A 24,904-nucleotide genomic window follows, 5' to 3' on the forward strand; every position below is an offset into this window, starting at 1 on the left:
CCTTTGTGCGTGGGGCTGCCTCAGGCGCTCTTCATGGCCTGGGCGAGGGTGTTGAGACGGGTGCGGATCGAGCTGTCGATGCGCTTCGATCCGATGGTTACGACGAGACCGCCCAGAAGGTCGGGATCGACGCGGGATTTCAGCTTCACGGTGCGCCCTTCGCGCACCCGCAGCTTCGTTTCGAGATCGGCGAGCTGCTGATCGGTCAGCGCATGGGCGGAGGCGACCTCGGCCTGCACCTCTCCGCGCTGGGCCGCGGCTATCTGGTGGAAGGCGCGGATCATCGCCGGAAGGTCGCCCATGCGACGGTTTTCCGCAAGCACGCCTAGGAAGTTGCGCGTCAGGTCCGACACGCCGAGATGCTCGGCCACGCCCGTCATCACATTGCCCATCTGGCCGCGGCCGATCCGGGGATTGTGGATAAGCGCGGCGAGATCGCCCGATTCGCGCAGCGCCGCCTCGATCCGGTCGAGATCGGATTCGACCGCCGTGACGGTCCCCGCCTCGCTCGCGAGATCGAAGAGAGCCGACGCATAGCGCCCTGCGAGACTAGCCTGAATACCGGCGGAAAGCTCCACGCGTGAAAGTCCTCTTCGGGGTCCGGAACGGAAATTTGTTTCGTGTGCATGCCAACGGGACGCGGTAAGGACCGCATCCCGGCAAGCTCGGCGCGCGCCTAGCAAAGGGGGCGGGGGAGTGCAAGCCGGGGCGGCGCATCCCGCAGCGGCTCAGTCCCCCGTCGCGGTGCAGTCGTAAACCAGTCGTTCGTTCGGGCGCGGGGGGAGGGAGGACATGACGGCCGCCTGATCGCTGCCGAGCCGCTGCGCCGCGGCTTCGGGGGCGCCGCAATCGGGCGCGTTGTACTTGCCCCGTGCCGCGCGCGCGCCGGTCATCGCCTCGCGGTCCAGCAGGTAGCGTTCCATGATGAACTGGCCCTGGGCAGGGTCGAAGCGGTTGACCGACACCGCTGCTTCGTTGGCGGGGACGAACACGCGGGTCCAGCGGCCCCCGGCAAGGCCGTACTGGGTGCGGCCGTTGATACAGCCGCCCGCGCCCCAGTCGATGTCCATGTCCTCCTGCGGGTCGCCGACCGCGCGGCTGCGCTGGGTGTCGAGCACGCACTGGTAGGTGCCCGTCGCGTCGCCCGGATCGGGAATGGTGCCGGTGTCCGCCGCGCTCATCCGGGCGCGCAGGGTGTCTTCCAGCCGGGTGTCGATCTCCGCGAAGGCGGGCCGCGAGAACCAAGCGATCGCCGCGCCGGCGAAGGCCAGGAAGGCGATGCCGCCGGCGATGGCGCGCATCCGCATGTCCGCGCGCACATGACCGTAGGCGGCGACACCGCCGGCGGCCAGCGCGACGAACAGCAGCAGCACCGCCAGGGCGAGACCGTTGTCGCGTTCCTGCATCACGGCGTAGGTCGCGCCGCGGCGGGCCTCCTCCGTCTGCCGGGCGAGCGCCTGCGCCTGTTCGCGCGCGCGGGCATCGGCGAGATCGGCCTGCGCTTCCGAACGCGCGGCTTCCTCCGCCTCGAGATCGGCGAGCGAGCGGCAGGGCATGGCGTTGAGGCGAGGGCTGACGCCGTTGGCGCGCAGGAAGGGCAGCAGCTCGCGGGTGCTGACGGCGAAGAAGAACTCGGCGTCCGACCCTTCCGAATCGGTGCCGAAGGAATTCACGCCGACCACGCGCCCGCAATCGTCGACCAGCGGCCCGCCGCTGTTGCCGCGGGCGATGGGCGCGGTGTGCAGCAGCGTGTCGAATTCGCGGCTGGGTCGCCGGCCCGAGAGGAAGCCGGTGGCCGCGACGGGCGGCTGCGGCCGGAAGATGTCGGTGCTTGTCAGACCCTGCGCGCGGTCGACGTTCATCGGATAGCCGATCGCCGCGACCGAGCCGGACTGCGCCGGGTTCGCGGCGATGGTGAGCGGCGGCAGCCCCAGGCGCTCGGTCGTCTCGAGCAAAGCGAGATCGTTGCGGGGGGAGACCGCGACGAGCCGGGCATAGACGGCATCGCCGCCCTCCGCCGGGACGATGCCGATGGACAGCCGCTCGTCCTCAATCGCCTCGGCGACGACGTGCGCGTTGGTGACGAACCGCTCCTGGCCGACGGCGAAGCCGGTGCCGTGGCTGACGGCGAAGATTTCCTCCCCGTCGCGCCCGATGATGATGACGCGCACGACGCCGCGGGCCGCCGCCTCGATATCGGCGGGTTCGGCCCCGGCGGGCGCGGGGCACATGGCCAGTGCAGCAAGCATCAGGCCGAGAATGTGGAGAAGGGCGCGCATTCGCCGCCTTCTCTAGCCGCTGTGACATTGACCGCAAGCTTCGGGACGCGCAGCGTGCGCGTTCGCGATAGAGCCGCCGCCATGACAGACCCCATCGACCTTTCCGACGACGAGCGCTGGCGCATCGCGCTCGCCAAGGACCGCCGCTTCGATGGCGCGTTCGTTACCGGCGTGCATTCGACCGGGATCTATTGCCGCCCGTCCTGCCCGGCGCGCGCGCCGAAACGCGAGAACGTGCGCTTCTACGCCGGTCCCGCCAGTGCCGAGGCCGCCGGCCTGCGACCGTGCAAGCGCTGCGCCCCGGACCGCCAGGGCCGCGACGAGGCGGCGGTGCTGCTTGTGCTGGCGATCCTGCGCCGGAGCGAAGGCCCGGTGCCGCTCGGCACGCTGGGCGCGGCGACAGGGTACTCGCCCGCGCATCTGCAACGCATCTTCAGCCGCGCCGTGGGCCTTTCGCCGGCGGCCTACGCCCGCGCCCTGCGGCGGGAGCGGGCGGACGAGGCGCTGGGCCGGGAAAAGCGTGTGAGCGATGCCATCTACGCGGCGGGTTACGGCGCGCCGTCGCGCTTCTACGAAGACAGGGGGGATAGCGGCATGAGCGCGAGCGACTGGCGCGGCGGCGGGCGGGGCGTGACGATCGCTCATGCGGTGGTGGAAACGACGCTCGGCCCGATGCTGGTCGCGGCCACCGCGCGGGGCGTGTGCCGTGTGTCCTTCGGCGAAGACGCGAGCGCCCTCGCGGCCCGCTTCCCCCATGCCGAGCTGGTGGCGGGAGGCCGCGGGTTCGCCGCGCTCCTGACGCGCGTGGTGGAAGCGGTGGAAACGCCCGGCAGCGGGCACGACATCCCGCTCGACGTGCAGGGCACCGCGTTCCAACACCGGGTCTGGCGGGCCCTGCGCGATATTCCGGCCGGCGAGACGCGCAGCTACGGCCAGCTCGCCGCGGCGCTCGGCAACCCGCGGGCCGGGCGCGCCGTGGGCGGGGCGAACGGGGCGAACGGGGTGGCCGTCCTCATCCCCTGCCACCGGGTCGTCGCGGCGGACGGATCGCTCGGCGGCTATGCCTACGGCCCCGACATCAAGCGCGAATTGCTCCGCCGGGAAGGCGCACGGTCCTGAACATATGTTCAACGTCTGAACCCGCGCCGTTCCAACCCCTTGCAATAGAGGTTTCCTTAACCGTCGCAGTGTAGGCGTGGCCGGGGCTGCAAACATGCAGACCGGTCGCCGGGGAAAACCGCAATGCGCATCGTCACCTGCATCGTGCACGACCACAACCTGTGGTTCGTCGCCATGGCAGCGCTGATGTGCGTGACCGGTTCGCTGGTTTCGGTCACGCTGTTCAGGCGCACGATGGCCGAGACGGGACTGGCCCGCGTGTACTGGTGCTTCATGTCGGCGATGACCGCCGGCGCGGCGACCTGGGCCACGCATTTCATCGCCATGCTCGGCTACCAGACCGACGCACCGGTCGATCTCGACAGCGTCCTCACCGTCGTTTCCGCCCTGATCGCGACGGCCGGCATCGGTTTCGGCCTGGTCTTCGCATCGCTGAACAACCGCCGGCTCGCGATCGTGGCGGGCGGTGCGACGATGGGGCTGGCGGTGGCGGCGATGCACTATGTCGGCATGTTCGCCTACCGGGTGGAAGGGATCGTGCACTGGGATTGGCGCTACATCGCCGCCTCGCTCGTCATCACGGTCGCCGGCGGCATGCTCGCGGTGCGCCGGCTGCGGACAGGGGGCGAGCGGCTGATGATCGTGCAGGCGGGCGCGCTGCTGTCCCTCACCATCGTCGGTCTGCACTTCGCCGACATGGCGGCCTTCTCGGTGACGCCGCTGCCGGGAATCTCGCATGTCGACGACAGCGAGATCTTCACCGGCATGGCCGCCGCGATCGGCATGGTCGCACTCCTGATCGTGGGCACCGGCATGTCCACCTACGTCATCGAGCGCAAGACCAGCAGCGAGAGCGAGGATCGCATCGCGCACATCGCCATGCACGATTCGCTCACCGATCTCGCCAACCGCCACCAGTTTACCGATCTGCTGGAGGCCGAGTGCGACAAGCTCAAGCGTTACGGTCGTCCGTTCTCGCTGCTGATGGTCGATCTCGACCGGTTCAAGCCCATCAACGACACGCTCGGCCACCCGATCGGCGACGCGGTGCTGCAACGGGTCGCCAACCGGTTGTGCGTCGCCGTGCGTTCGGGCGATGTCGTCGCGCGGCTGGGGGGTGACGAGTTCGCCATCCTGGGCTTCGGCATCCGCGACAGCGGCACCGCCGCATCGCAGGCCGCGCGCATCGTGGAGATCCTGTCGCGGCCGATGATCGTCAACGGCCATGTCATCGAGCTGAGCGGCAGCGTAGGCTTTGCGGTCGCGCCCGAACACGGCAGCGACCCCGAAAACCTTATCCAGCACGCCGACATCGCGCTGTATTCCGCCAAGCGCGACGGCAAGCGCACGTTCCGCATGTTCGAGGCGAGCCTGATGGAGGACATCCGGCGGCGCCGCTCGCTCGAGGCGGCGCTGCGCCAGGCGTGCATGCGCGACGAGTTCACCATCGCCTATCAGCCCGTCTTCAGTTCCGCGAGCGGGGAGATCAGCGGAGCCGAGGCGCTCGTCCGCTGGACCTGCGCCGAACGCGGGCCGGTATCGCCGGTGGAGTTCATTCCCGTCGCAGAGGAGCTGGGACTCGTATCGCGCATCGGGGCCGATGTGCTTCGACGGGCGTGCAAGGACGCCGCATCTTGGCCGGGCGGCCTGGATCTCGCCGTCAACGTCTCGCCGGTGCAGTTGCTCGATCCGCGCCTGCCGCAGACCGTTGCCCGCGCGCTGGAGGATTCCGGCCTCCAGCCAGAGCGGCTGGAACTGGAGATCACGGAGACGGCGCTGCTCAACAACGACGAAGCGGCGCTGCGGACGCTGACGCAGATCCAGGAACTTGGCGTGCGTATCTCGCTCGACGATTTCGGCACCGGCTATTCGTCCCTTAGCTATCTTCACCGCTTCCCGATCAGCCGGATCAAGATCGACAAGTCGTTCGTCCAGCGGTTGCCCGACGATCTCGGCAGCGCCTCCATCGTGCGCGCCATCGCCCAGCTCGGCGAGAGCCTGAGCATGAAGATCACCGCCGAGGGTATCGAGACCGACGGGCAGCTGACCTTCATCCGCGAACAGGGCTGCGATCACGTCCAGGGCTTCCTGACCGGACACCCCATTCCCGCAGAGGCCTTCGCCGATCTCGTGGCGAGAGCCGCGCGGGTGGCGGCCTCGTGATTTCCGAAAGGCGCACGCGATGCCGATGAGCAGGCTCCTCTACATCAGCCAGTCGAACCTCGTCGACGGCGAACGCTCCGTGCAGGAGCAGGTGCACGAAATCGCGCGATCTTCCGCGGACCGCAATCGCAAGGTCGGTCTGACCGGCAGCCTGTTGTTCGTCGACAATCATTTCATCCAGGTGCTGGAAGGCGACACGGCGACGATCGAAACCGTCTTCGAGCGTATTTGCTGCGACTTCGATCATCGCGAGGTCAAGCTGATCGACCTCGTCCCGGTGAAGGATCGACTGTTCGGCCACTGGCACATGGCGGTGATGTCGGAAGACGACGATACCGTACTGCCGCTGCGCGACGAATTGCAGCACATCCGCTTCCTTGTCGGCGTGAACGCGTGGAGCGCCGTCGACCAGATGCGCGAATGCCTGCAGATGCGCACGGCGAGCGAGCGGCAGCTGGTTCCCTGATCCGCGAGGCGGCCCGTCAGTCCGTGCGCGCCCAGGTCTTCGCCGCCGGCACCAGCGTATCCAGAAAGGCCTCCGCGCTGTCGAGGTAGTCCTGCCGTTTCGCCTCGTCCATCCGGTCCCAGTTGGCATAGATGCGACCGACCCGGTGGTTCGATTCCAGCCGGTCGCGATGCCGGATCATGAAATGCCAGTAGAGCGGGTTGAACGGACAGGCGCCTTCGCCGGTCTTCTTCGACGGGGAATAGGCGCACCCCGAGCAGTAGTCGCTCATCTTGTTGATGTAGTTTCCGCTCGCCGCATAGGGCTTGGTCGCCAGCTTTCCATCGTCGGCATAGAGGATCATCGCCGCGACGTTGGGTAGCTCGACCCATTCGTAGGCGTCGGCATAGACGATGAGATACCAGTCCTGCACCTCGCGCGGGGAAATCCCCGCAAGCAGCGCGAAATTGCCCAGCACCATCAGCCGCTGGATATGGTGGGCGTGGGCATTGTCGCGGGTCGAGCGGATGCAGTCCGCGAGGCAGGCCATGTCGGTGTCCCCGGTCCAGTAGAACTCCGGCAGGGCGCGCCGGGCGTCGAGCGCATTGGCCTTTTGCAGATGCGGCATGTGAAACCAGTAGAAGCCGCGCACATATTCGCGCCAGCCGATGATCTGACGGACGAACCCCTCCACCGAATTGAGCGGGGCGTTGCCGTCCGCGTAGGCCTTCGCCGCCCGCTCGCACAAGTCGAGCGGATCGAGCAGGCCGAGATTGAGGCTGGTGGACAGCATCGAATGATACAGGTCGTCCTCGCCCGCCACCATCGCATCCTGGTATGGGCCGAACTTCTCGATACGTTCGGCGAAGAAGGCATCGGCGGCTTCCTCCGCCTCCTCGCGCGTGACGGGCCAGTGGAAGGTGTCGAGCGCGCCGAAATGGTCGGCGAAGCGGTCCTGGACCAGGGCGATCACCTCTCGCGTGATGTCGTCGGGTTCGAACTTCGGGCGTTCGGGCGGGTCCATGTCGTCTGCGGGCGGCTTGCGGTTCTGCTTGTCGTAGTTCCATTCGCCGCCCTCGGGCAGGTCGCCATCCCGGCCCGTCATCAGCAGCCCGGTCCGCCGGCGCATCTCGCGGTAGAAGGTTTCCATCCGCAGGCTGTCGCGGTCCTGCGCCCAGTCGCGGAAATCGGCGATGGAACAGACGAAGCGGTCGTCGGAGAGGATGTCCACTTCGCAATCGAACTTGTCGGGCCATTCCTCGATGGCCTGTTGCACCCGCCATTCGCCGGCTTCGACGATATGGATGGCGCGCGGATCGTGCCGTTCGACGGCGCGGGCGACCTCGCCGGTGAGGCTGCCGGAATTGTTCTCGTCGTCGAGGCGGGTGTAGTCGACCGTCCATCCGGCCTGTTCCAGCTCGGCGGCGAAATGGCGCATGGCAGCGAAGATCAGCACGATCTTCTGCTTGTGGTGCTTTACATAGGTCGCCTCGTCCCAGACCTCCATCATCACGATGACGGTATCGTCCTTCGTCCTTCCGCGAAGCGCGGCGAGGGTGCGGGTCAGCTGATCGCCGAGGACGGGGACTAGGACGGGGCGGGCATTGTCTTTGCGGGCCATGAAAAGCCTACGGCCGGCACGGGTCGGCGTTTCGGAACCCCGACCAAAGACCGTGCGGCGCTTGCGCCGCGGCAAATCGGGCGCCGGATGACGCGCATGCGTTCCAGCGCCCGCGTGACACGATCATTCGCCGGGCCGGTCAGTCGACCTCGCAGCCATAGCTCTCGATCTGCGCCTCGATCTCGTCCCGCCGCGCGTCGCGCGCGTCCTCGTCAAGATATTCGCCCGGATGGTCGGGACGCGCCGTTTCCAGCAGCGGTTCCTTGTTGCCGGCGAGGAATTCGTCATACTGCTTGCGCACCATGCACTTGAAGCCGCCCTGTCCGGCGAACCAGGACGCGCCGACGGTGTGCGCTTCCTCGGGCCGGTCCTCGCTCAGCAGCATGTGCACCAGCGCCTGCCGCACGTTCTGGTCGTAGGGCGCGTAGCGGAACGCGCTTTCCAGTGCGATCTTCGCCTGTTCGGGCACCGGCTGGCTGTCGTCGAACAGATAGGTCAGATAATAGCCGTAGAGCGGATAGGCATGGTCGTTCTCCATCCGGTTCGCCGCGGCGAACCGGTTGCGCGCCTCTACCAGTTGCGAGGGATCGGCGAAGGACCGGCGCAGCGCCACGTCGCCGTAATAGTTCGCCGCCTCGATCGAATCGGGATCGAGTTCCATGACCCGCTGCGCCAGCGTTTCGGCCTCGTCGTAATTGCGGGCATCGAACTGCGCTTCGGTCGCGGCGAGAAGGACCGCCGGGCTCTGCGGGAATTGCGCCACCAGTCCGCGCGCCTCGCGGGCCAGGCTCTGCGCCTCGTCATCGTCCACGCCGACCTTGGACTGGATCATCAGGTCCATCCGGGCGACCTCGTCCTCGGTCAGCTCGCGCACCTCGACCGGGGGATCGGCGTCCACCGCATAGGGAACCCGCAAAATCCGGGCGCGGCCCTGGCGGAATTCCTCCAGCTCGTCATGCAGCACGTCGAGATCGCCGAAAGCCTCCTCGGCCGCTTCCATCGGTTGCTTGCCCTGCCGGATCGCCTCCATGTAGGCGCCCATCTGGCCGCGCCGCTCGGGGTTGAGGTTGAGATGGCTGGCGAGCAGCCACCCATGCGCATAGGTCCGGCCGACGGTGTAACGATCGGGCCGGGCGGGCGGATCGAACGTCTTTTCCAGGTCGATGGGTATGGTCGAGAGCGCGAAGCTTCGTACCGACGGTACCTCTCCGATGACGAAATAATCGTCCTCGAACTGAACGTTGCCGAACAGCTCCGCAAAGCCCTCGCTATACCACAGCGGGTAGGGCGCGTCGCGGTGCTGGAACATGAAATAATGCACGTATTCGTGCGACAGGATGTGCCTGGGATCGAGCTGCATCGCGCTGCTCGTCTGTCCCTGCGCGCTGCGTGTGCGGCGCCGGTCCTGCTGGCGCGGCACGAACGCGACGGAACCGTTCGCGCGGCCGATGAAGAAACCGCCGATCCCCGAATTGCGATTGCCCGCGGCAAGGCTCGACATGTCGCGCGTCTCGCCGAAGCGGAACACGGTGACCTTGCTCGATTCGGGCAGGTCGTCCTCGTCCTCGCTCACCCCGGTCATCAGCTCCAGCACCTCGTCCAGCCGCTCGAGATCCTGCACGAACTCGACCGTGTCGCTTTCGGAATCCTCGGAATAGATGATGAAATGTTCGGTCTCCGCCCTGTACCAGTCGGCGGCGAGGGCGGGGGCGGAAGCGAGCACGGTCGCCACCGCGCACATCGAAGTGAGCAGGCGCATTGATTTTCCTCCAGTCCTGCGCGGGAGACTAGGTCCAACGCCGTCCGATATCAACACGTCGATGAAATAGGGCGTCCGGTCGCTGGTCAGACGAAACTGTAGGGGTCGATATCGACGCCCACGCGCACCCCTTGCGGGAAAGTCAGCGCCCCCAGCCAGTCGCGGATGACGCGCTGCAATTCGGCGCTGCGCCGGGCGTTGAGAAGCAGGCGGTAGCGATAGCGGTTGCGCAGCAGGGCCAGCGGGGCGGGCGCGGGGCCGAGCACCTCGACATCGGGCAGAAAGGGGCGGGTCGCGCCGATGCGGTTGGCGGCCTCGCGCGCTTCGGCCTCGTCCTCGCTCGACACGATGATCGCAGCCCAGCGACCGAAGGGCGGGGCGCCGGCGTGGCGGCGGTTCTCGGTTTCCGCCTCGTAGAAGGCGTCGCGGTCTCCGGCGGCCAGCGCGGCGATGACGGGCGCTTCGGGGTGGCGCGTCTGGATCAGCACCTCGCCCGGCTTCTCGCCCCGGCCCGCGCGACCGGCGACTTGCGCCACCTGCTGATAGGTTCGCTCCGCCGCGCGCAGATCGCCGCCCTCCAGCCCCAGATCGGCGTCGATCACGCCCACCAGCGTCAGTTCGGGAAAGTGAAACCCCTTGGTCACGAGCTGCGTGCCGACGATCACGTCGATCGCGCCCCCTTCCGCCATCGCCACGAACTGCGCCGCCTTTTCCGGCGAGTTGATGGTGTCGGACGTGACGACCGCGACGCGCGCATCGGGCAGCAGTTCGGCGACCTCGTCGGCAATACGCTCCACCCCCGGCCCGCATGCGACCAGGCAGTCCGGCTCGCCGCATTCGGGGCAGGTGGCGGGCGGCTGCGTCTCGTGCCCGCAATGATGGCAGGCCAGCCGGCGCGACAGGCGATGCTCGACCAGCCAGGCGCTGCAGTTCGGGCACTGGAAGCGGAAGCCGCAATTGCGGCACAGCGTGAGCGGAGCGTAGCCGCGACGGTTGAGGAACAGCAGCGATTGTTCGCCGCGTTCCAGCCGCGCTTCCAGTTCGCGCACCAGCGGCGGGGCAATCCAGGCGCCGCGCCCGGGCTTTTCCTCGGTCAGATCGACCAGCCGGACATCGGGCAGGGTCGCACCGCCGAAGCGGCTGGGCAGAACCAGCTTCTCGTAGGTGCCGGTATCGGCCATGTGCAGGCTTTCGAGGGCCGGCGTGGCGCTCGCCAGAACCACCGGTATACGTTCGAAGTGGGCGCGCATCACGGCAACGTCGCGCGCGTTGTAGCGCACCCCGTCATCCTGCTTGAAGCTGATCTCGTGGGCCTCGTCCACCACGATCAGGCCGAGCGAACGGTACGGCAGGAACAGGGCGGACCGCGCGCCGACCACGACCTGCGCCCCGCCATCGGCAATGGCCCGCCAGGCGCGGCGGCGCTGCGTGCTCCGGAGCGAGGAATGCCAGACGACGGGGGCGGCCCCGAAGCGCTCCTCGAACCGTGACAGGAAGGCTTCGGTCAGGGCGATCTCCGGCAGCAGGACAAGCACCTGGCGGCCCGCCTTCAGCGCCGCGCCGACCGCTTCGAAATAGGTTTCCGTCTTGCCTGAACCGGTCACGCCGTCGAGCAGGAAAGGAGCAAAGCCGCGCCCTTCCACCGCGCCCGCCAGCCGGTCTGCAACCGCGCGCTGGTCGGCGCTGAGGTCGGGAAGGTGGTGATCGTGGCGCGCCTGCGGGAAGGGGCGGTCGACATCGACCGCCACCGGTTCCAGCACGCCCTGGTTGACAAGGCCGCGCAGTACGCCCTCGCTCACGCCGGCAAGGCCCGCCAGTTCGCGGATCGTCGCCTGTTCGCCTTCCAGCGCGGCTATGGCCCGTTCGCGCTGGGCGGTCATGCGTTCGGGCATCCCCCCGGAAAGGCGGTATTCGGTCATCGTCGCCGGACCGCGCAGCGCGCCCCCGCTGGCGATCACCATGCGCGCGACCGAGGCCATCGGGGCGACGTAATAGTCCGCCGTCCATTCGATGAGCCGCCGCAGTTCGGGCCGGATCGGCGGCACGTCGACCACCCCCAGCAACGGGCGCAGCTTCGCTTCCGGAACGGGGTCGGTCGGCAGGTGTTCTGCTTCCCACACTATGCCCATGACCTGTCGCGGGCCGAGGGGGGCGATAACCACGCTGCCGTGCTCAATCGCCAGTTCATCGGGCACGCGATAGTCGAGCGGGCCGAGCGCGGCGTTCATCATGAGCAGTCGGGCGCGGGTTGCGGGCATCGCCGCCCATATGGTCGCGCGCCCCGGTGCGCTACAAGTCAAGGAGTCGCCTAATGTCCGAATTCGTCACCCCGACCGCGCAATCGCCCGTCGGCCGCCGCACCTTTCTCGGCGGGGCGCTTGCCGGATCGCTGCTGGCGTTGCCGGGCTGTTCCAGCTTCGGCGGCTTCAGCCTGACGGACGCGGTGCGCCGCCTGCTCTACGTCTCCAGCGAGCAGGCGTTCATGACCCTGACCGCGCCCGGCGGCTTCTGGGACGAACAGGTGGCACAGCTGGGGCTGGCGAACCTGCTCGGCACGCGCGGCACCGTCCTCTCGGGCATTCTCACCTCCTCGCTGTTCAAGAGCCGGCTGGAGGGCGCGTTCGCCGATATCGCTATCGAGGGTGCCGAGCGTGCCGCGCCGCTGGTGGCCGATGCCGTGCGCGTCATCGGTATCCAGAACGCGCTGGCGCTGGTGAACGGCGAACCGACCGCGGCGACCGCCTTCCTGCGGCAGAACATGGGCACGACGCTGGTCGAGGCGATGGTTCCCGAGCTCGGGGAGGCGATGCGGATCGCCAACGAACCGCTGGTAGGTGAACTGCTTGCCGGGCTGACGGGTGTGGACGTCGGCGGCGTGGCGCGCAGTTTCAGCCGCACGATAGACGACGCGATCTGGACGCAGATGGGCCGCGAGGAGGCGAACATCCGCGCCAATCCCCGCGCCACGAACGATCCGCTGCTGATCGGCGTGTTCGGGGCCGAAGCCGCCGCGCGCGGCTATTGACCCCTTGCGTCGCGAACAGGAGTGACTAGGCAGCGGGCGTGAAAGTCCAGCCCCATGTCCGATGAATCCCCCCTCGACCGTTTCAAGACCGCGCTGACCGGTGCGGCGCGCGCCGTTTCGGGCGAGGCGGAGGCCGATGTCGGCTACACTGCCGACCAGCCGGTGCTGCAGGGAAAGTCGATGCGGGTGCCGATGCCGGGGCGCGACCTGACCTCGGCCCAGGCGAGCGAGGCGCGCGGTTTCGCCGACAGTTTCGCCCTGCGCCTGCGGCACCATGACCTTGCCGTTCACGCCGCCGGTCGCCCGCAGGACGAGGATGCGCGCGCCTGCTACGACGCCATCGAACGCGTGCGCTACGAGGCCATCGGCGAAACCGAATATGCCGGTATGCGCGGCAATCTCGCCAGCATGACCGACCGCCGGATCGCCGGCGATCCGATCACGCGCGCGGAAACGAGCGAGGACGTCCCGCTCGCCACCGCGCTCGGCCTGATGCTGCGCGAGCGGCTGACCGGCCAGCCGGTCCCCCCCGCCGCCCGCGGGGGCGTGGAGATGGTGCGCGAATTCGTCGAGAGCCGCACGGGCGACGATTTCGAACAGCTGGGCGAGATGCTCCACGATCAGGAGGCGTTCCAGCGGCGCGGCCTCGACATGCTGCGTCATCTCGACATCGTCCCGCAGCTTCCCGATACCGACGAGGGGTTCGACGACGAGGAAGGCGACGAGGCCGAGGGCGAGGACGATACGCCCGAGGAGGACGAGAGCGAGGACGAGGGGCGCGACCAGAGCGACCAGCCCGAAACCCGCGCCGAAGGGGCCGAGGGCGAGGAAGGCGACGGCGAGGCCGAGGACGAGGCGCCCGGCGAGGACGAGATGGCCGAGGGCGAACCGGGCAAGGACGGGGAGGAGATGCAGCTTCCCCAGCGCCGCAACGCCCCGTGGCAGGACATCCCCGACACCTTCGACTACCGCGCCTATACCGAGGCCTTCGACGAGATCGTGGAGGCCGGCGATCTGTGCGATCAGGACGAACTCGACCGGCTGCGCGCCTATCTCGACAGTCAGCTCGCGGGGCTTGCCGGCGTCGTCACCCGGCTTGCCAACCGGCTTCAGCGCCGGTTGATGGCGCAGCAGAACCGCAGTTGGGACTTCGATCAGGAGGAAGGACTGCTCGATGCCGCGCGGCTGGCCCGCGTGATCGTCAGCCCCGGCCACTCGCTCAGCTACAAGCGCGAGCAGGAGCAGGAATTCAAGGATACCGTCGTCACGCTGCTGATCGACAATTCCGGATCCATGCGGGGCCGGCCCATCAGCATCGCCGCGATCAGCGCGGACATCCTTGCCCGGACGCTGGAGCGGTGCGGCGTCAAGGTGGAGATCCTGGGCTTCACCACGCGCGCCTGGAAGGGCGGGCAGAGCCGCGAACGCTGGCTTGCCGACGGTCGGCCGGAACAGCCCGGACGCCTCAACGACCTCAGGCACATCATCTACAAGAAGGCTGACGAGCCGATGCGGCGGGCGCGGCGCAATCTCGGCCTGATGATGCGCGAGGGCCTGCTGAAGGAGAACATCGACGGCGAAGCGCTGCTTTGGGCGCATAACCGGCTCATCATGCGACCCGAGGACCGACGCATCATGATGGTCATTTCCGATGGCGCGCCAGTCGATGATTCGACGCTGAGCGTGAACAGCGCCGGCTATCTCGAGGCGCATCTGCGCCGCGTTATCGAGTGGATCGAGAAGCAGAGCCCGGTCCAGCTTGTCGCCATCGGGATCGGGCATGACGTCACCCGCTACTACCGCCGCGCGGTGACGATCATGGACGCCGAGCAACTGGGCGGCACCATCATCGAGCAGCTGGCCGGGCTGTTCGAGGAGGAGTGATGGCCGAGCTCCGCCTGTTCAACTCGCTGACCCGGCAGCTCGAACGCTTCGACCCCGTCCATCCGGGCGAGGCGCGGGTCTATACGTGCGGACCGACGGTCTACAACTACCCTCATATCGGCAACATGCGGGCCTACGTCTTCGCAGACGTGCTGGGCCGGACATTGAGCGCGCACGGGCTGAAGCTGACCCACGTCATCAACATCACCGACGTCGGCCACCTGACCGACGAGGCGGACGCGGGCGAGGACAAGCTGGAAAAGGCGGCGGCGAAGTCCGGAGAGACGATCTGGGACATCGCGCGCCATTATACCGAGGCGTTCCGGGATGATGTCAGGGCGCTCAACATCCGCCAGCCGGCGCACTGGTCGGTGGCGACCGACTATATCGACGACATGATCGCCTTCGCCGGGGAGATCGCGGAGGCGCATTGCTACCAGCTCGACAGCGGCCTCTATTTCGACGTTTCCAGCGTGCAGGATTACGGCAGGCTCGCCCGTGCCGTTACCGAGGAGGGCGAAGGCCGCATCGAAACCGTCGACGGCAAGCGCAACGCCGCCGACTTTGCCATCTGGCGCACGACTCCGCCGGGCGAGACGCGGCAAATGGAATGGGACAGCCCGTGGGGCCGCGGCGCGCCGGGCTGGCATCTCGAATGCTCCGTCATGGGGGAAAAGCTGCTGGGCTTCCCCTTCGACATTCACACAGGAGGTATCGACCACCGCGAGATCCATCATCCGAACGAGATCGCGCAGAACCAGGCCTTTTGCGGATGCGGCGGCCTGTCCGATGCGGCCAACAGCGGGGCGCGCATCTGGATGCACAACAACTTCCTCGTCGAACGAACGGGCAAGATGAGCAAGTCGGCGGGCGAATTCCTGCGCCTGCAACTGCTGGTCGACAGGGGCTACCATCCGCTCGCCTACCGCCTGATGTGTTTGCAAGCGCACTACCGCAGCGAACTGGAGTTCGCCTGGGACGGGCTCGGCGCGGCGCTGACCCGGCTCAAGCGGATGGTGATGCAGGCCGAAGGATTGCAGGCGGCCGGGCCGGGCGATGCCGACCATCCGAAATTCGCCGCCCTGATCGAGCGGTTCGATGCCGCGATGGCCGACGACCTCAATACCCCCGTCGCGCTGACGGCGCTGGAGGAGGCGCTGGCGATCAGGAAGGTCGATGCTGGTGCGAAGCGCGCCGTGGTGGAGCGGATGGATGCGGTGCTGGGTCTGAACCTGCTCACCCTGTCACGCGCGGACCTGCGCGTGAGGCCCGGCAATGCCGTGATCGAACCGAACGAGATCGAGGATGCTCTCGCTCGCCGCAATGCAGCACGGGCGGAAAAGGACTTCGCCACATCGGATGCAATCCGCGACGAGCTGGCTGCAAGGGGCGTCGAGGTCATGGACGGTGATCCGCTCGGCTGGGAGTGGAAACTCTAGGGGCGGCTCCCCCGTTCATGGGGCGAAGGAGATTCCATGCCCCAGCTCGACGACGTCTATCCGCTTTACCTCAACAACCGGGCGCAGCAGCCCAATACCGATCTGGAGGTGACCGACAAGTTCACCGGAAAGGTCGCTTTCAGAACCGCGCTCGCCGACCCCGCGATCATCGACGAGGCCATTGCCGGCGCCGTCCGCGCGAGCGAACCGATGGCGCGCATGGCCAACTACGAACGCAAGGCGGTACTCGATCATTGCGTGTCGCGGTTCGAGGAGCGGTTCGACGAACTGGCCTACGCCCTGTGCGTGGAGGCGGGAAAACCGATCGGCGACAGCGAGGGGGAGGTCACCCGTCTGATCGACACGTTCCGCCTGGCAGCCGAGGAATCGACGCGCATGTACGGGGAGGTGATGCCGCTCGACATCTCCGAACGGGCGAAGGGCTACCAGTCGATCTGGAAACGCTATCCGATCGGGCCGTGCAGCTTCATCAGTCCGTTCAACTTCCCGTTGAACCTCGCCGCGCACAAGGTGGCGCCTGCCATCGCGGTGGGATGCCCCTTCGTTCTCAAGCCGGCCAGCAAGACTCCGCTCGGCGCGCTCATCATCGGCGAGGTGCTGGCCGAGACCGACCTGCCCGAAGGCGCGTTCTCCATCCTGCCGGCCAGCCGCGACGGGGCCGGCCTGTTCAGCGAGGACGAACGCCTCAAGCTGCTCAGCTTCACCGGATCGGATGAAGTCGGCTGGGCGCTGAAGGCGCGCGCGGGCAAGAAGAAGGTCGTGCTGGAACTGGGCGGCAACGCCGCGGTCGTGGTCGACCGGGACGCCGATCTGGACGATGCGTGCGAGCGGATCATCAAGGGCACCTTCTACCAGTCGGGCCAGAGCTGCATCAGCGTGCAGCGCATCGTGATCCACGAGGACGTGTACGAGACCCTGCGCGACAGGCTGGTGGCGGCTTCACGCGAGCTCAAGACCGGCGATCCCAAGGACCGCGACACGTTCATCGGACCGATGATCGACGATGGCGAGGCCGAGCGCGTCGAAAACTGGATCGCCGAGGCGGTCGACAATGGCGCCAGTGTGCTGTGCGGTGGCACGCGCGAGGGGCGGATGGTGGAGGCGACGCTCCTCGAGAATGTCGACAGGTCTGCCAAGGTCGTGAACGAGGAGGTGTTCGGTCCCGTCGCCGTGCTGATGAAGTTTCGCGAATGGAGTGAGGCGCTGGCCGAGGTCAACCGCTCGGAATTCGGATTGCAGGCGGGTATCTTCACGCGCGACCTGTTCAAGGTGCTCGATGCGTGGGACACGCTGGTCGTCGGCGGATTGATGGTGAATGAAATCCCCAGTTACCGGGTCGACAGCATGCCCTATGGCGGGGTGAAGAATTCCGGCCTGGGCCGCGAAGGCATCCGCTTCGCGATGGAGGACATGACCGAGATTCGCAATCTGGTCATCCGCCGGACCTGATGGGCCCGGCGCGCCGAAGGTGGAACAGGTGTGACACGGTCCGGGGGCCGAAACTCTCCACGCCGATGCCGCCTATGCCTCTTCCAGCAGCAGCAGTTCGCAGGTGATGACGAGACGCGGCGGGGCGGCTGCATGATCGACGCGGGTTACCGCGGCATCGGCGACCAGCTGCCCGCGAATGGCGAATTCGTGGTCTGGAAGGAAGGCGATGAAACACTCGCCCGCCTCCACCGCATCTGCCCCCTCGAACGCCAGGACCACCCGGTGCCGGGTGCCGGCGAAGGTGATGCTGGCCCAGCTTCTCTCCGTATGGGAGACGATCTGCGCCTGGCCATCGCCCAGCAGCACCAGCGCCTCGACAAGCCGCTCGCGTATGCTGCGCGGCGTGCGACGGCGTGGCCGACATTCTTCTTCCACCGTTTCGGTTCGATCAATACGCACTTGTGTCCTCCCTGTATTTGTTCATGAAATGTTCCACCCGTCTTTCGGTATGCGGACGGGGGATGCGACCGTTGCGCAGGTCATAGACGAAGCGCGGATCATGCGTGGCGAGCCGGCCGAACCTGGTGGGCGGCATCCTTGTATGGCGCAGGAACACTTCGATCTTGCGGATCAGCATCGCAATTTTCCTCTGTCTGGCGACTCGTTACGCCCTATTGCTCGCCACTCAAATCCTACTTGTCTAGGAAAATTACATCGTGTAGGAAGCTTTTGGCAAGGACATGAGGAAACGCCCGATGGATGCGCGAGAGAAACTGGCTGAAGCGGCGCGGGAAAGGGGCAGCAGCCTCGCGGCGTTGTCGCGCATGCTGCATCGTAATCCCACCTATCTTCAGCAATATATCTCCAAGGGTAGTCCGCGAAAGCTCGAAGAAGAGGATCGGCGCAAGCTCGCGCAATTCCTCGGCGTCGACGAAGCGGACCTCGGTGCGCCGCAGGAGTTTTCCCGGGATTCGCGCGCCTCGGGACCGTGGGTGGACGTGCCCCGCCTCGATATCGACGCTTCGGCCGGGCCGGGCGCGAGCGCGGCGCAGGAAATTCCCTTCGACGCGTTCCGCTTCTCGCGTCGCTGGCTGAAGGAGCACGGGCTGGATGCAGGCGCACTGTCCGCCATCCGGGTGGTGGGCGATTCGATGGAACCGCTGCTGCGCGAGGGCGACGAGGTGCTGGTGAACCGCACGCCTCGCCCGTTCCGCGACGGGGTTCATGTCGTCCGGCTGGATGAATCGCTGCTGGTCAAGCGCGTCGCAGCCAAGGGGCGGGGCCGCTTCACCCTGCTCAGCGAGAACGACGCCTATCCCGGCATCGATCTGGCCGCCGACGAATTCGCCATCATCGGCAGAGTGGTATGGAAGAGCGGACGCGTGTAGGATGGCCCCCGCGATGAGACCCGCCTTGACCGTTCTGGCCCTGACACTGGGTGCCGGCGCGCCGATATCCGCCACGGCGCAGGACGCGCGACCGGCGCAGTCCGCCCCGGCGCGCCCCCAATCGCATCAGGATCGCGAGGAAGAGCGGCGTCAGCGGGCCTATCGTCAATTCCTGGATCACGTGCAGGCGGCCTTTCGCGCGCGCGACCGGGAAGCGGTGATCGCCAGCGTGCGCTTTCCGTTGCGCGTGAATGGCGAGGGCGGCACCACGTTCGTGCGTACTCCGGCCGAGTTGCGAGCGCGATTCGACAGGGTGTTTAGCGCCGATGTGGTGCGCGCCACCCTGGCGCAGGATCGCGACAGCATTTTCTCCCGCGATCAGGGGGCGATGGTCGGCAGCGGGCAGATGTGGTTCGATCGTGGTTGCGCCGACGCGGCTTGCACCGCGTACACGCCGGTCCGGATCATCGCGATAAATCACATGGGTCGCGGGGCGGCGCGGTAGGAGGTGATCGCGTTCTTCGCCTTGCATAGCGGACCTTGCCCCGCCACGTGTCTGCGATGACCACCCAAGCCCCGATCCGCGCCGCCATCGTGCCCGTAACCCCGTTCCAGCAGAACTGTTCGCTGGTATGGTGTTCGAGGACCATGCGCGGCGCGCTGGTCGATCCCGGCGGGGAACTCGGCAAGCTGAAGGACGCGGTCGCCCGCGCCGGGGTTACGCTGGAAAAGATCCTGCTCACCCACGGCCATGCCGACCATTGCGGGCAGGCGGGCATGCTGGCGAAGGAGCTGGGCATTCCCATTGAGGGTCCGCACGAGGACGACATTTTCTGGATCGCCAAGCTGGAGGAGGACGGTCCGCGCTTCGGGATGGAATGCGCGGTGTTCGAACCGACGCGCTGGCTGGCGGACGGCGACACCGTGACCGTCGGCGAGCAGGAGCTCGAGGTGCTGCACTGCCCCGGCCACACGCCCGGCCATGTGGTCTTCTTCCATCGCGGCGCGCAATTCGCCTTCGTCGGCGACGTGCTGTTCCAGGGCAGCATCGGACGCACCGATTTTCCGCGCGGCAACCACCAGGATCTGCTCGACGCGATCACCGGCAAGCTGTGGCCGCTGGGCGACGGGGTCACATTCGTGCCGGGTCACGGCCCCACCAGTACCTTCGGCCGCGAGCGGCAGAGCAATCCTTTCGTCGGCGACGCCGCCCTGGCGGAACGCTAGTCCCCCTTGCGCTGGCGGTTCTTCCTGATGCCGCGCGACACCGGGCAGACTTCCTGAAGGTAGCCGTTGAGAGTATTGGCGAGGTTTGCCTCGACGAGCCGGTAATGCACGTACTGGCCGCGCTTGTCGCGCTCCACCAGTCCGGCATTCTCCAGCACCGAAAGATGCTGCGACACCGCTGGCTTGGAGATCGCGAATTCGTCCGCGATGGCGCCTGCGGTCAGTTCGTTCCCGTCGCTGAGCAAAGCGAGGATCTTGCGACGAACGGTGGATGACAGGGCTTCGAATACGCGTTGCATGGGCGGCATATAAGCGCTTGCCTAAATCCTTTCCAGCACCTAAGCGATTAAGTCATTACCTAAATACTTAGGAGTCGGCATGGACATCGAAGCGCGCGACCGATGCGAGGTCAACTGGATCGTCGATGTTGCGGGCGCCGACGCGGTGGCGGGCCGCGTTCGGTGGGATCCGGTGCATTCGCTGTGGAACGGCGGGATGCTGGTGGTGGCGCTGCTGGCCGGGCCGCTGCTGTTCAGCTGGGGCGCGTTGGCCGCCTTCGTCGTGCTGACGGGGCTGGCGGTGCTGCTCGGACATTCGATCGGTTTCCACCGCCTGCTGATCCACGGCAGCTTTCGCACCTCGCGCCCCTTGCGGCTGTCCCTCGTGTGGTGGGGCACGCTTGCCGGGATGAGCGGGCCGCTGTGGATCGTGCGCACGCATGATCTGCGCGACTGGGCGCAGCGACAGCCTGCCTGCCATCCCTATCTGTCGCACCGCTCGGGCCTGCTTCGGGATGCGTGGTGGCAGCTGCACTGCCGGCTGGAGCTGGACAGTCCGCCGCGCTTCGATCTCTCGCCGCTGCATCGCGACCGCGCGATCCGCTGGCTGGAGCGGACGTGGATGTGGCAGCAACTTCCCGTCGCGGCTCTGCTGTGGATCGCCGGCGGATGGGGTTTCGTCGTCTGGGGCGTTTGCGCCAGGGTCGCGATCACGGTTCACGGCCATTGGTTCGTCGGCTATCTTGCCCACCGTCGCGGACCGCAAAGCTGGCTGGTCGCCGATGCCGGGGTGCAGGCGCATGACGTGCCGTGGGCGGCGATCCTCACCATGGGAGAGGCGTGGCACAACAATCACCACGCCTTTCCCGGCTCGGCGCGCATCGGCCTGCGGACCGGGCAGAGCGACTGGGGATACGCGGTTATTCGGGCGATGGAGAGGGCCGGGCTGGCCTGGGACGTCTGCCTGCCCGCCGATATGCCGGGACGCGAAGCGGCGTTGCGCGAGATCGGGCCGCGAGGGCTGTCGCAAAATCGCCGGACATGGGGCGTCGCATCATGACTGCCGCGCGCGGCGATCCGGACGCTACCGCGCCGCTGGATATGGGCGCGGGGATGCTGGCAATGACGTTGACCGCCATTCCGGCGGCCGCGATCATAGCATTTGCCATCGGGTTTCCGGGCCTGTTCCTGGCGGTGCTCATCGTGACCGAGCTTATCGTCGTCGTAGCCGGCAGCATCGCGCTGGCCCGGATCGGGAGCGATCCCGGCCCGGCCCGGGTGGCGCTGGCCGGTTTCGGCACCGCCGCTATCGCGCCGCTTGTGCTGGGGGTGTTCCTCATGGATGGCGACGCGGTCGCCGCCGCGCCGGCGTTCGGGGTGCTTGGCGCGGTGGCGGCGCTGGCGGCCATGGCGCTTTACATCCCCCTGCGATCGACCGGTGGGCTTGGTAGGATCGCGGTATTCTGCGCGGGGGTGGCCCTGGCGGCGGGGACTGCCATCCTCGTCTAGGCGAGACGGCTTGCAACGCGGTGAAAAACCGCTATAGCGCGCGCCTTCGCCGCATCCCTGGCCAGCGAACCCGGCGCGCTTGCGCGTTGGCGGTGCTTGGCCTAGGTCGGTTTCGATCAATTTTGCATGAATTCAAGGAACAGGTGCCGCAATGGCTGTCCCTAAAAGAAAAGTTTCGCCGCATCGCCGGGGCAATCGCCGGGCGCACGATTCGCTGAAGGTCGAGGCCTTCCACGAATGCTCGAACTGCGGCGAACTGAAGCGCCCGCACAACATGTGCAATGCGTGCGGCCACTATAACGGTCGCCTCATTCTCGAGCCGAAGGCCGGTTAAACCCTCCGTTTCCCCCGACAGGAAGGTTAGCGCATGAGCCTCCCGCGTATCGCAGTCGACGCGATGGGCGGCGACGAGGGCGTGCGCGTGATGGTTCACGGCGCCGCCCTCGCGCGGCGCCGGCACGACAAGTTCAAGTTCCTGCTGGTCGGGGACGAACCGCGCATCAAGGCGGCGCTCGAGGACCATCCCAACATGCGCTCCGCCTCCGAAATCCTCCATTGCGAGGATACGGTTGCGGGCGACGAACGCCCGAGCCGCGCCATCCGCCGCGCCAAGACCACCAGCATGGGGCTGGCGATCAACGCGGTGAAGGCCGGGGAGTGCGGCGCTGCGGTAAGCGGCGGCAATACCGGCGCGCTGATGGCGATGAGCAAGCTGGCGCTGCGCACCATGCCCGGCATCGACCGCCCGGCGCTCGCCGCGCTCATCCCGACGCTCGAGGAGCATGACGTCATCATGCTCGATCTCGGCGCGAATACCGAGTGCGACGCGCGCAATCTCGTCCAGTTCGCGATCATGGGCGCGGCCTATTCGCGCATCGTCACCGGACGGACCGCCCCCCGGGTCCGCCTGCTCAACATCGGCACCGAAAGCACCAAGGGTACGGACGACCTTCAGCGCGCCGCGCAGATGCTGGGCGACGCGACGGGGCTGGATCTCGCCTTCGAGGGGTATGTCGAGGCCGACAAGATCAATCGCGGCGATGTCGACGTGGTCGTGTCCGACGGCTTCACCGGCAATATCGCGTTGAAGGCGATGGAAGGATCGGCACGTTTCGTGACCGATCTGCTGAAGACGGCGTTCAGCTCCTCGCTGCGGTCCAAGGTCGGCTTCCTGATCTCGCGGCCGGCGACCGAACTGCTCAAGCATCATCTCGACCCCAACAACCATAATGGCGGGGTCTTTCTCGGGCTGAACGGCGTCATCGTGAAATCCCACGGCAGCGCCACCGCCGACGGGGTGGCCAATGCCGTCGCCGTGACCGCCCGCCTGCTGGAAAGCGAGATTACCGATCGCATCGCCGCCGACCTTGCGGAGATGGACGAGCATTCCTGGCACAATAGCGGGCGCGCCGGCGCCGCGGTTGCGTCCGAACCCGCACCTGCCGATCCGGACGGGTCCGCCCGGTGATTCGCAGCGTTCTCACCGGAACGGGGTCGGCCTTGCCCAAGCGCTGCGTTTCCAACGCGGAACTGTCGGAAACCGTCGATACCAGCGACGAATGGATCCGCGAGCGGACCGGAATCACCCAGCGCTATATCGCGGGGGAGGGCGAGACCACCGGAACGCTGGCCACGGACGCTGCACGGGCAGCCATGGCCGATGCCGGTATCGCGATCGACGATATCGACCTGCTGGTTCTCGCCACCGCAACGCCCGACAACACCTTCCCCGCCACCGCGACGCAGGTGCAGGCAGCGCTCGGCGGCAGGGGCTTTCCCGCTTTCGACGTCGCCGCCGTGTGCTCGGGCTTTCTCTACGCGCTCGGCACCGCCGATTCGATGATCCGGTCGGGCATGGCGACCCGCGCGCTCGTGATCGGGTCGGAAACCTTCAGCCGCATCCTCGACTGGGACGACCGCGGAACCTGCGTGCTGTTCGGCGACGGGGCAGGGGCCTTCGTGATCGAGGCGCGCGACATGGGCGGCCTGCCCGATCCGGACGCGGCCGGGATCATCGCCACTCGCCTCCACGCCGAGGGGGAGCATTCCGAACTGCTGTACGTCGATGGCGGTCCGTCGAGCACGGGCGAGGTCGGAAAGCTCAGGATGATGGGGCGCGAAGTGTTCCGTCATGCCGTCACCAACCTGTCGGCGGTGCTGACCGAAGTGCTGGGCGATGCGGGGTTCGAGGCTGGCGACATCGACTGGGTGGTGCCGCACCAGGCCAATTCGCGCATCCTCGACGCCACGGCGCGCAAGCTGGGGCTGCCGATGGAGCGCATGGTGGTAACGGTGGACAGGCACGCGAATACCTCTGCAGCCTCGGTGCCGCTGGCCTACGACGTCGCGCGCCGGGACGGCCGGATAAAGCCGGGCGATCTCGTCATGCTGGAAGCGATGGGTGGGGGCTTCACCTGGGGCGCCAGCCTGCTGCGCGCCTGATCGAAGTTGAACGAAAACTGCCGGGACGCTTGCCAAAAGCGGTCGTTTAATTCATAAATGTCAACGGGTCGCGAGTAATAGGGGAGCTTTTGCGCGTGGATATGATGCGATCCGTGGGAACCCTCACCAGGGCCGACCTTGCCGAGACGATCAATTACAAGATGGGTTTCTCCCGGGCCGAAAGCCTCGATCTGGTCGAGACGATTCTGGCGAAGATGTGCGATGCGCTGTCCGACGGCGAGAACGTGAAGCTATCCGGTTTCGGCAGTTTCGTGCTGCGCGACAAGAAGGAACGGATCGGCCGCAATCCCAAGACCGGGGTCGAGGTGCCGATCACGCCGCGCCGGGTGATGACTTTCCGTGCCAGCCAGAAATTGAAAGAGCGGATCGCCGACGCCTCGTGACCGGTCGCGCGCCCGATCCCGTGCGCTTCGACGACGGCAAGGCGCCCGATGCCATGCGCACCATCGGTGAAGTGGCCGCCGCGCTCGGACTGAAACCGCACGTACTGCGCTATTGGGAAGAACAATTCCCGACGCTCGAACCGCTGAAGCGCAGCGGCGGTCGCCGGCTCTACCGTGCGGAAGACGTGGCGCTGGTCGCCTGGATAGACCGGCTGGTCAATCGAGAGGGTTACACCATCAAGGGTGCGCGCCAGGTGATCGCGGACGCCTCCGCCGAACAGCCGATGGTTGCCGCCGGAGACGAAGGGGGAAAGACGGCCGAACGCGATGACCTGCCCGGCGACACGTCGCGCGCGCCCGATATGGGTCATGTCCTTTCCGAGCTTCGCGCCGTCCGGCGAACCCTCGCCGATGCTCTCTCGGGCTGACCGACCCTACCCTGTCAACGCACGCGATAGCGCGGTGCCGCG

General features: G+C 67.1%; 26 protein-coding genes. 18 read left to right on the forward strand and 8 right to left on the reverse strand.

Translation table 11 applies throughout. The features are described from left to right. Positions 1–20 precede the first annotated feature (20 nt). Complete coding sequence (locus EG799_RS12705) at positions 21–578, reverse strand: F0F1 ATP synthase subunit delta (RefSeq protein ID WP_123881893.1); 558 nt, start codon at positions 576–578, stop codon at positions 21–23. 150 nt (positions 579–728) lie between these two features. Then, a complete protein-coding gene (locus EG799_RS12710) occupies positions 729–2,279 on the reverse strand; it encodes a S1 family peptidase (protein WP_123881896.1) in 1,551 nt (516 codons plus the stop codon). Between the two features lie 81 nt (positions 2,280–2,360). On the opposite strand from EG799_RS12710, the gene EG799_RS12715 reads away from it, so the two are divergent. From EG799_RS12715 to EG799_RS12725, 3 genes are all read left to right on the forward strand, one after another. Further along, positions 2,361–3,398, forward strand: a complete 1,038-nt coding sequence (locus EG799_RS12715; protein ID WP_123881899.1) for a bifunctional transcriptional activator/DNA repair enzyme AdaA — start codon at positions 2,361–2,363, stop codon at positions 3,396–3,398. Between the two features lie 123 nt (positions 3,399–3,521). Beyond that, positions 3,522–5,561 carry a putative bifunctional diguanylate cyclase/phosphodiesterase gene (locus tag EG799_RS12720; RefSeq protein WP_123881902.1) on the forward strand — a complete coding sequence of 680 codons (2,040 nt, stop codon included), beginning with the start codon at positions 3,522–3,524 and terminating at the stop codon, positions 5,559–5,561. Positions 5,562–5,586: 25 nt separating this feature from the next. Then, positions 5,587–6,027, forward strand: a complete 441-nt coding sequence (locus EG799_RS12725) for a BLUF domain-containing protein (RefSeq protein ID WP_158611076.1) — start codon at positions 5,587–5,589, stop codon at positions 6,025–6,027. 16 nt (positions 6,028–6,043) lie between these two features. On the opposite strand, the gene EG799_RS12730 is transcribed toward EG799_RS12725, so the two are convergent. The 3 genes from EG799_RS12730 to EG799_RS12740 form a co-directional block, all read right to left on the reverse strand. Beyond that, a complete protein-coding gene (locus EG799_RS12730) occupies positions 6,044–7,627 on the reverse strand; it encodes a cryptochrome/photolyase family protein (RefSeq protein ID WP_123881908.1) in 1,584 nt (527 codons plus the stop codon). 139 nt (positions 7,628–7,766) lie between these two features. Next, on the reverse strand, positions 7,767–9,386 hold the full coding sequence (locus EG799_RS12735; RefSeq protein WP_123881911.1) for a tetratricopeptide repeat protein: 1,620 nt from the start codon (positions 9,384–9,386) through the stop codon (positions 7,767–7,769). Positions 9,387–9,472: 86 nt separating this feature from the next. Next, positions 9,473–11,644, reverse strand: a complete 2,172-nt coding sequence (locus tag EG799_RS12740; protein WP_123881914.1) for a primosomal protein N' — start codon at positions 11,642–11,644, stop codon at positions 9,473–9,475. A 53-nt stretch (positions 11,645–11,697) separates the two neighbouring features. Between EG799_RS12740 and EG799_RS12745 the strand changes: the two genes are divergently transcribed. From EG799_RS12745 to EG799_RS12760, 4 genes are read left to right on the forward strand one after another with little or no spacing between them, the layout of a single operon-like run. Then, the gene (locus EG799_RS12745) at positions 11,698–12,411 is read left to right on the forward strand and encodes a DUF4197 domain-containing protein (protein WP_123881917.1); all 714 of its coding nucleotides are present in this window, start codon (positions 11,698–11,700) and stop codon (positions 12,409–12,411) included. 54 nt (positions 12,412–12,465) lie between these two features. Then, positions 12,466–14,295, forward strand: a complete 1,830-nt coding sequence (gene cobT / locus EG799_RS12750; RefSeq protein ID WP_123881920.1) for a cobaltochelatase subunit CobT — start codon at positions 12,466–12,468, stop codon at positions 14,293–14,295. Beyond that, positions 14,295–15,734, forward strand: a complete 1,440-nt coding sequence (gene cysS / locus EG799_RS12755) for a cysteine--tRNA ligase (protein WP_123881923.1) — start codon at positions 14,295–14,297, stop codon at positions 15,732–15,734. The genes cobT and cysS overlap by 1 nt, the downstream gene beginning before the upstream one ends. A 36-nt stretch (positions 15,735–15,770) precedes the next feature. Continuing rightward, a complete protein-coding gene (locus EG799_RS12760; RefSeq protein ID WP_123881927.1) occupies positions 15,771–17,204 on the forward strand; it encodes an aldehyde dehydrogenase family protein in 1,434 nt (477 codons plus the stop codon). Positions 17,205–17,276: 72 nt separating this feature from the next. Here EG799_RS12760 and EG799_RS12765 read toward each other — a convergent pair whose 3' ends face one another. Together EG799_RS12765 and EG799_RS12770 are read right to left on the reverse strand one after the other, a co-directional pair. Continuing rightward, the gene (locus tag EG799_RS12765) at positions 17,277–17,645 is read right to left on the reverse strand and encodes a hypothetical protein (RefSeq protein WP_234029155.1); all 369 of its coding nucleotides are present in this window, start codon (positions 17,643–17,645) and stop codon (positions 17,277–17,279) included. Further along, positions 17,635–17,823: a hypothetical protein gene (locus tag EG799_RS12770; RefSeq protein WP_123881930.1), complete on the reverse strand. Its 189-nt coding sequence runs from the start codon at positions 17,821–17,823 to the stop codon at positions 17,635–17,637. Before EG799_RS12770 ends, EG799_RS12765 begins: the two co-directional genes overlap by 11 nt. Positions 17,824–17,926: 103 nt before the next feature. Here EG799_RS12770 and EG799_RS12775 point away from each other — a divergent pair, with 103 nt between their 5' ends. The 3 genes from EG799_RS12775 to EG799_RS12785 are packed head-to-tail and all read left to right on the forward strand — an operon-like array spanning position 17,927 to position 19,801. Further along, a complete protein-coding gene (locus tag EG799_RS12775) occupies positions 17,927–18,574 on the forward strand; it encodes a S24 family peptidase (protein WP_123881933.1) in 648 nt (215 codons plus the stop codon). A 13-nt stretch (positions 18,575–18,587) separates the two neighbouring features. Continuing rightward, positions 18,588–19,079 carry a hypothetical protein gene (locus tag EG799_RS12780; protein WP_123881936.1) on the forward strand — a complete coding sequence of 164 codons (492 nt, stop codon included), beginning with the start codon at positions 18,588–18,590 and terminating at the stop codon, positions 19,077–19,079. 56 nt (positions 19,080–19,135) lie between these two features. Further along, positions 19,136–19,801, forward strand: a complete 666-nt coding sequence (locus EG799_RS12785) for an MBL fold metallo-hydrolase (RefSeq protein ID WP_325051117.1) — start codon at positions 19,136–19,138, stop codon at positions 19,799–19,801. On the opposite strand, the gene EG799_RS12790 is transcribed toward EG799_RS12785, so the two are convergent. After that, a complete protein-coding gene (locus EG799_RS12790) occupies positions 19,798–20,100 on the reverse strand; it encodes a metalloregulator ArsR/SmtB family transcription factor (protein WP_123881939.1) in 303 nt (100 codons plus the stop codon). The two genes, EG799_RS12785 and EG799_RS12790, sit on opposite strands and share 4 nt — an antisense overlap. Before the next feature lie 79 nt (positions 20,101–20,179). Between EG799_RS12790 and EG799_RS12795 the strand changes: the two genes are divergently transcribed. The 8 genes from EG799_RS12795 (at position 20,180) to EG799_RS12825 (ending at position 24,862) form a co-directional block, all read left to right on the forward strand. Then, on the forward strand, positions 20,180–21,139 hold the full coding sequence (locus EG799_RS12795; RefSeq protein ID WP_123881942.1) for an acyl-CoA desaturase: 960 nt from the start codon (positions 20,180–20,182) through the stop codon (positions 21,137–21,139). Continuing rightward, the gene (locus tag EG799_RS12800) at positions 21,121–21,588 is read left to right on the forward strand and encodes a hypothetical protein (RefSeq protein WP_123881945.1); all 468 of its coding nucleotides are present in this window, start codon (positions 21,121–21,123) and stop codon (positions 21,586–21,588) included. The genes EG799_RS12795 and EG799_RS12800 overlap by 19 nt, the downstream gene beginning before the upstream one ends. 20 nt (positions 21,589–21,608) lie before the next feature. Next, entirely contained in the window at positions 21,609–21,806 is a 198-nt protein-coding gene (locus EG799_RS14100; protein ID WP_181950936.1) for a hypothetical protein, read from the forward strand. Further along, complete coding sequence (gene rpmF, locus EG799_RS12805; protein WP_123881948.1) at positions 21,740–21,922, forward strand: 50S ribosomal protein L32; 183 nt, start codon at positions 21,740–21,742, stop codon at positions 21,920–21,922. The genes EG799_RS14100 and rpmF overlap by 67 nt, the downstream gene beginning before the upstream one ends. Positions 21,923–21,955: 33 nt before the next feature. Beyond that, the gene (gene plsX / locus EG799_RS12810) at positions 21,956–23,056 is read left to right on the forward strand and encodes a phosphate acyltransferase PlsX (RefSeq protein ID WP_123881951.1); all 1,101 of its coding nucleotides are present in this window, start codon (positions 21,956–21,958) and stop codon (positions 23,054–23,056) included. Then, positions 23,053–24,030, forward strand: coding sequence for a beta-ketoacyl-ACP synthase III (locus EG799_RS12815; protein WP_123881954.1), 978 nt, complete (start codon positions 23,053–23,055; stop codon positions 24,028–24,030). Before plsX ends, EG799_RS12815 begins: the two co-directional genes overlap by 4 nt. 101 nt (positions 24,031–24,131) lie before the next feature. After that, a complete protein-coding gene (locus tag EG799_RS12820) occupies positions 24,132–24,434 on the forward strand; it encodes an integration host factor subunit alpha (RefSeq protein WP_181950931.1) in 303 nt (100 codons plus the stop codon). Positions 24,435–24,487: 53 nt separating this feature from the next. Next, the gene (locus tag EG799_RS12825; RefSeq protein ID WP_123883131.1) at positions 24,488–24,862 is read left to right on the forward strand and encodes a MerR family transcriptional regulator; all 375 of its coding nucleotides are present in this window, start codon (positions 24,488–24,490) and stop codon (positions 24,860–24,862) included. Positions 24,863–24,904 lie beyond the last annotated feature (42 nt).

The sequence above is a fragment of the Aurantiacibacter spongiae genome (assembly GCF_003815535.1).
Taxonomy (GTDB): Bacteria; Pseudomonadota; Alphaproteobacteria; order Sphingomonadales; family Sphingomonadaceae; genus Alteraurantiacibacter; species Alteraurantiacibacter spongiae.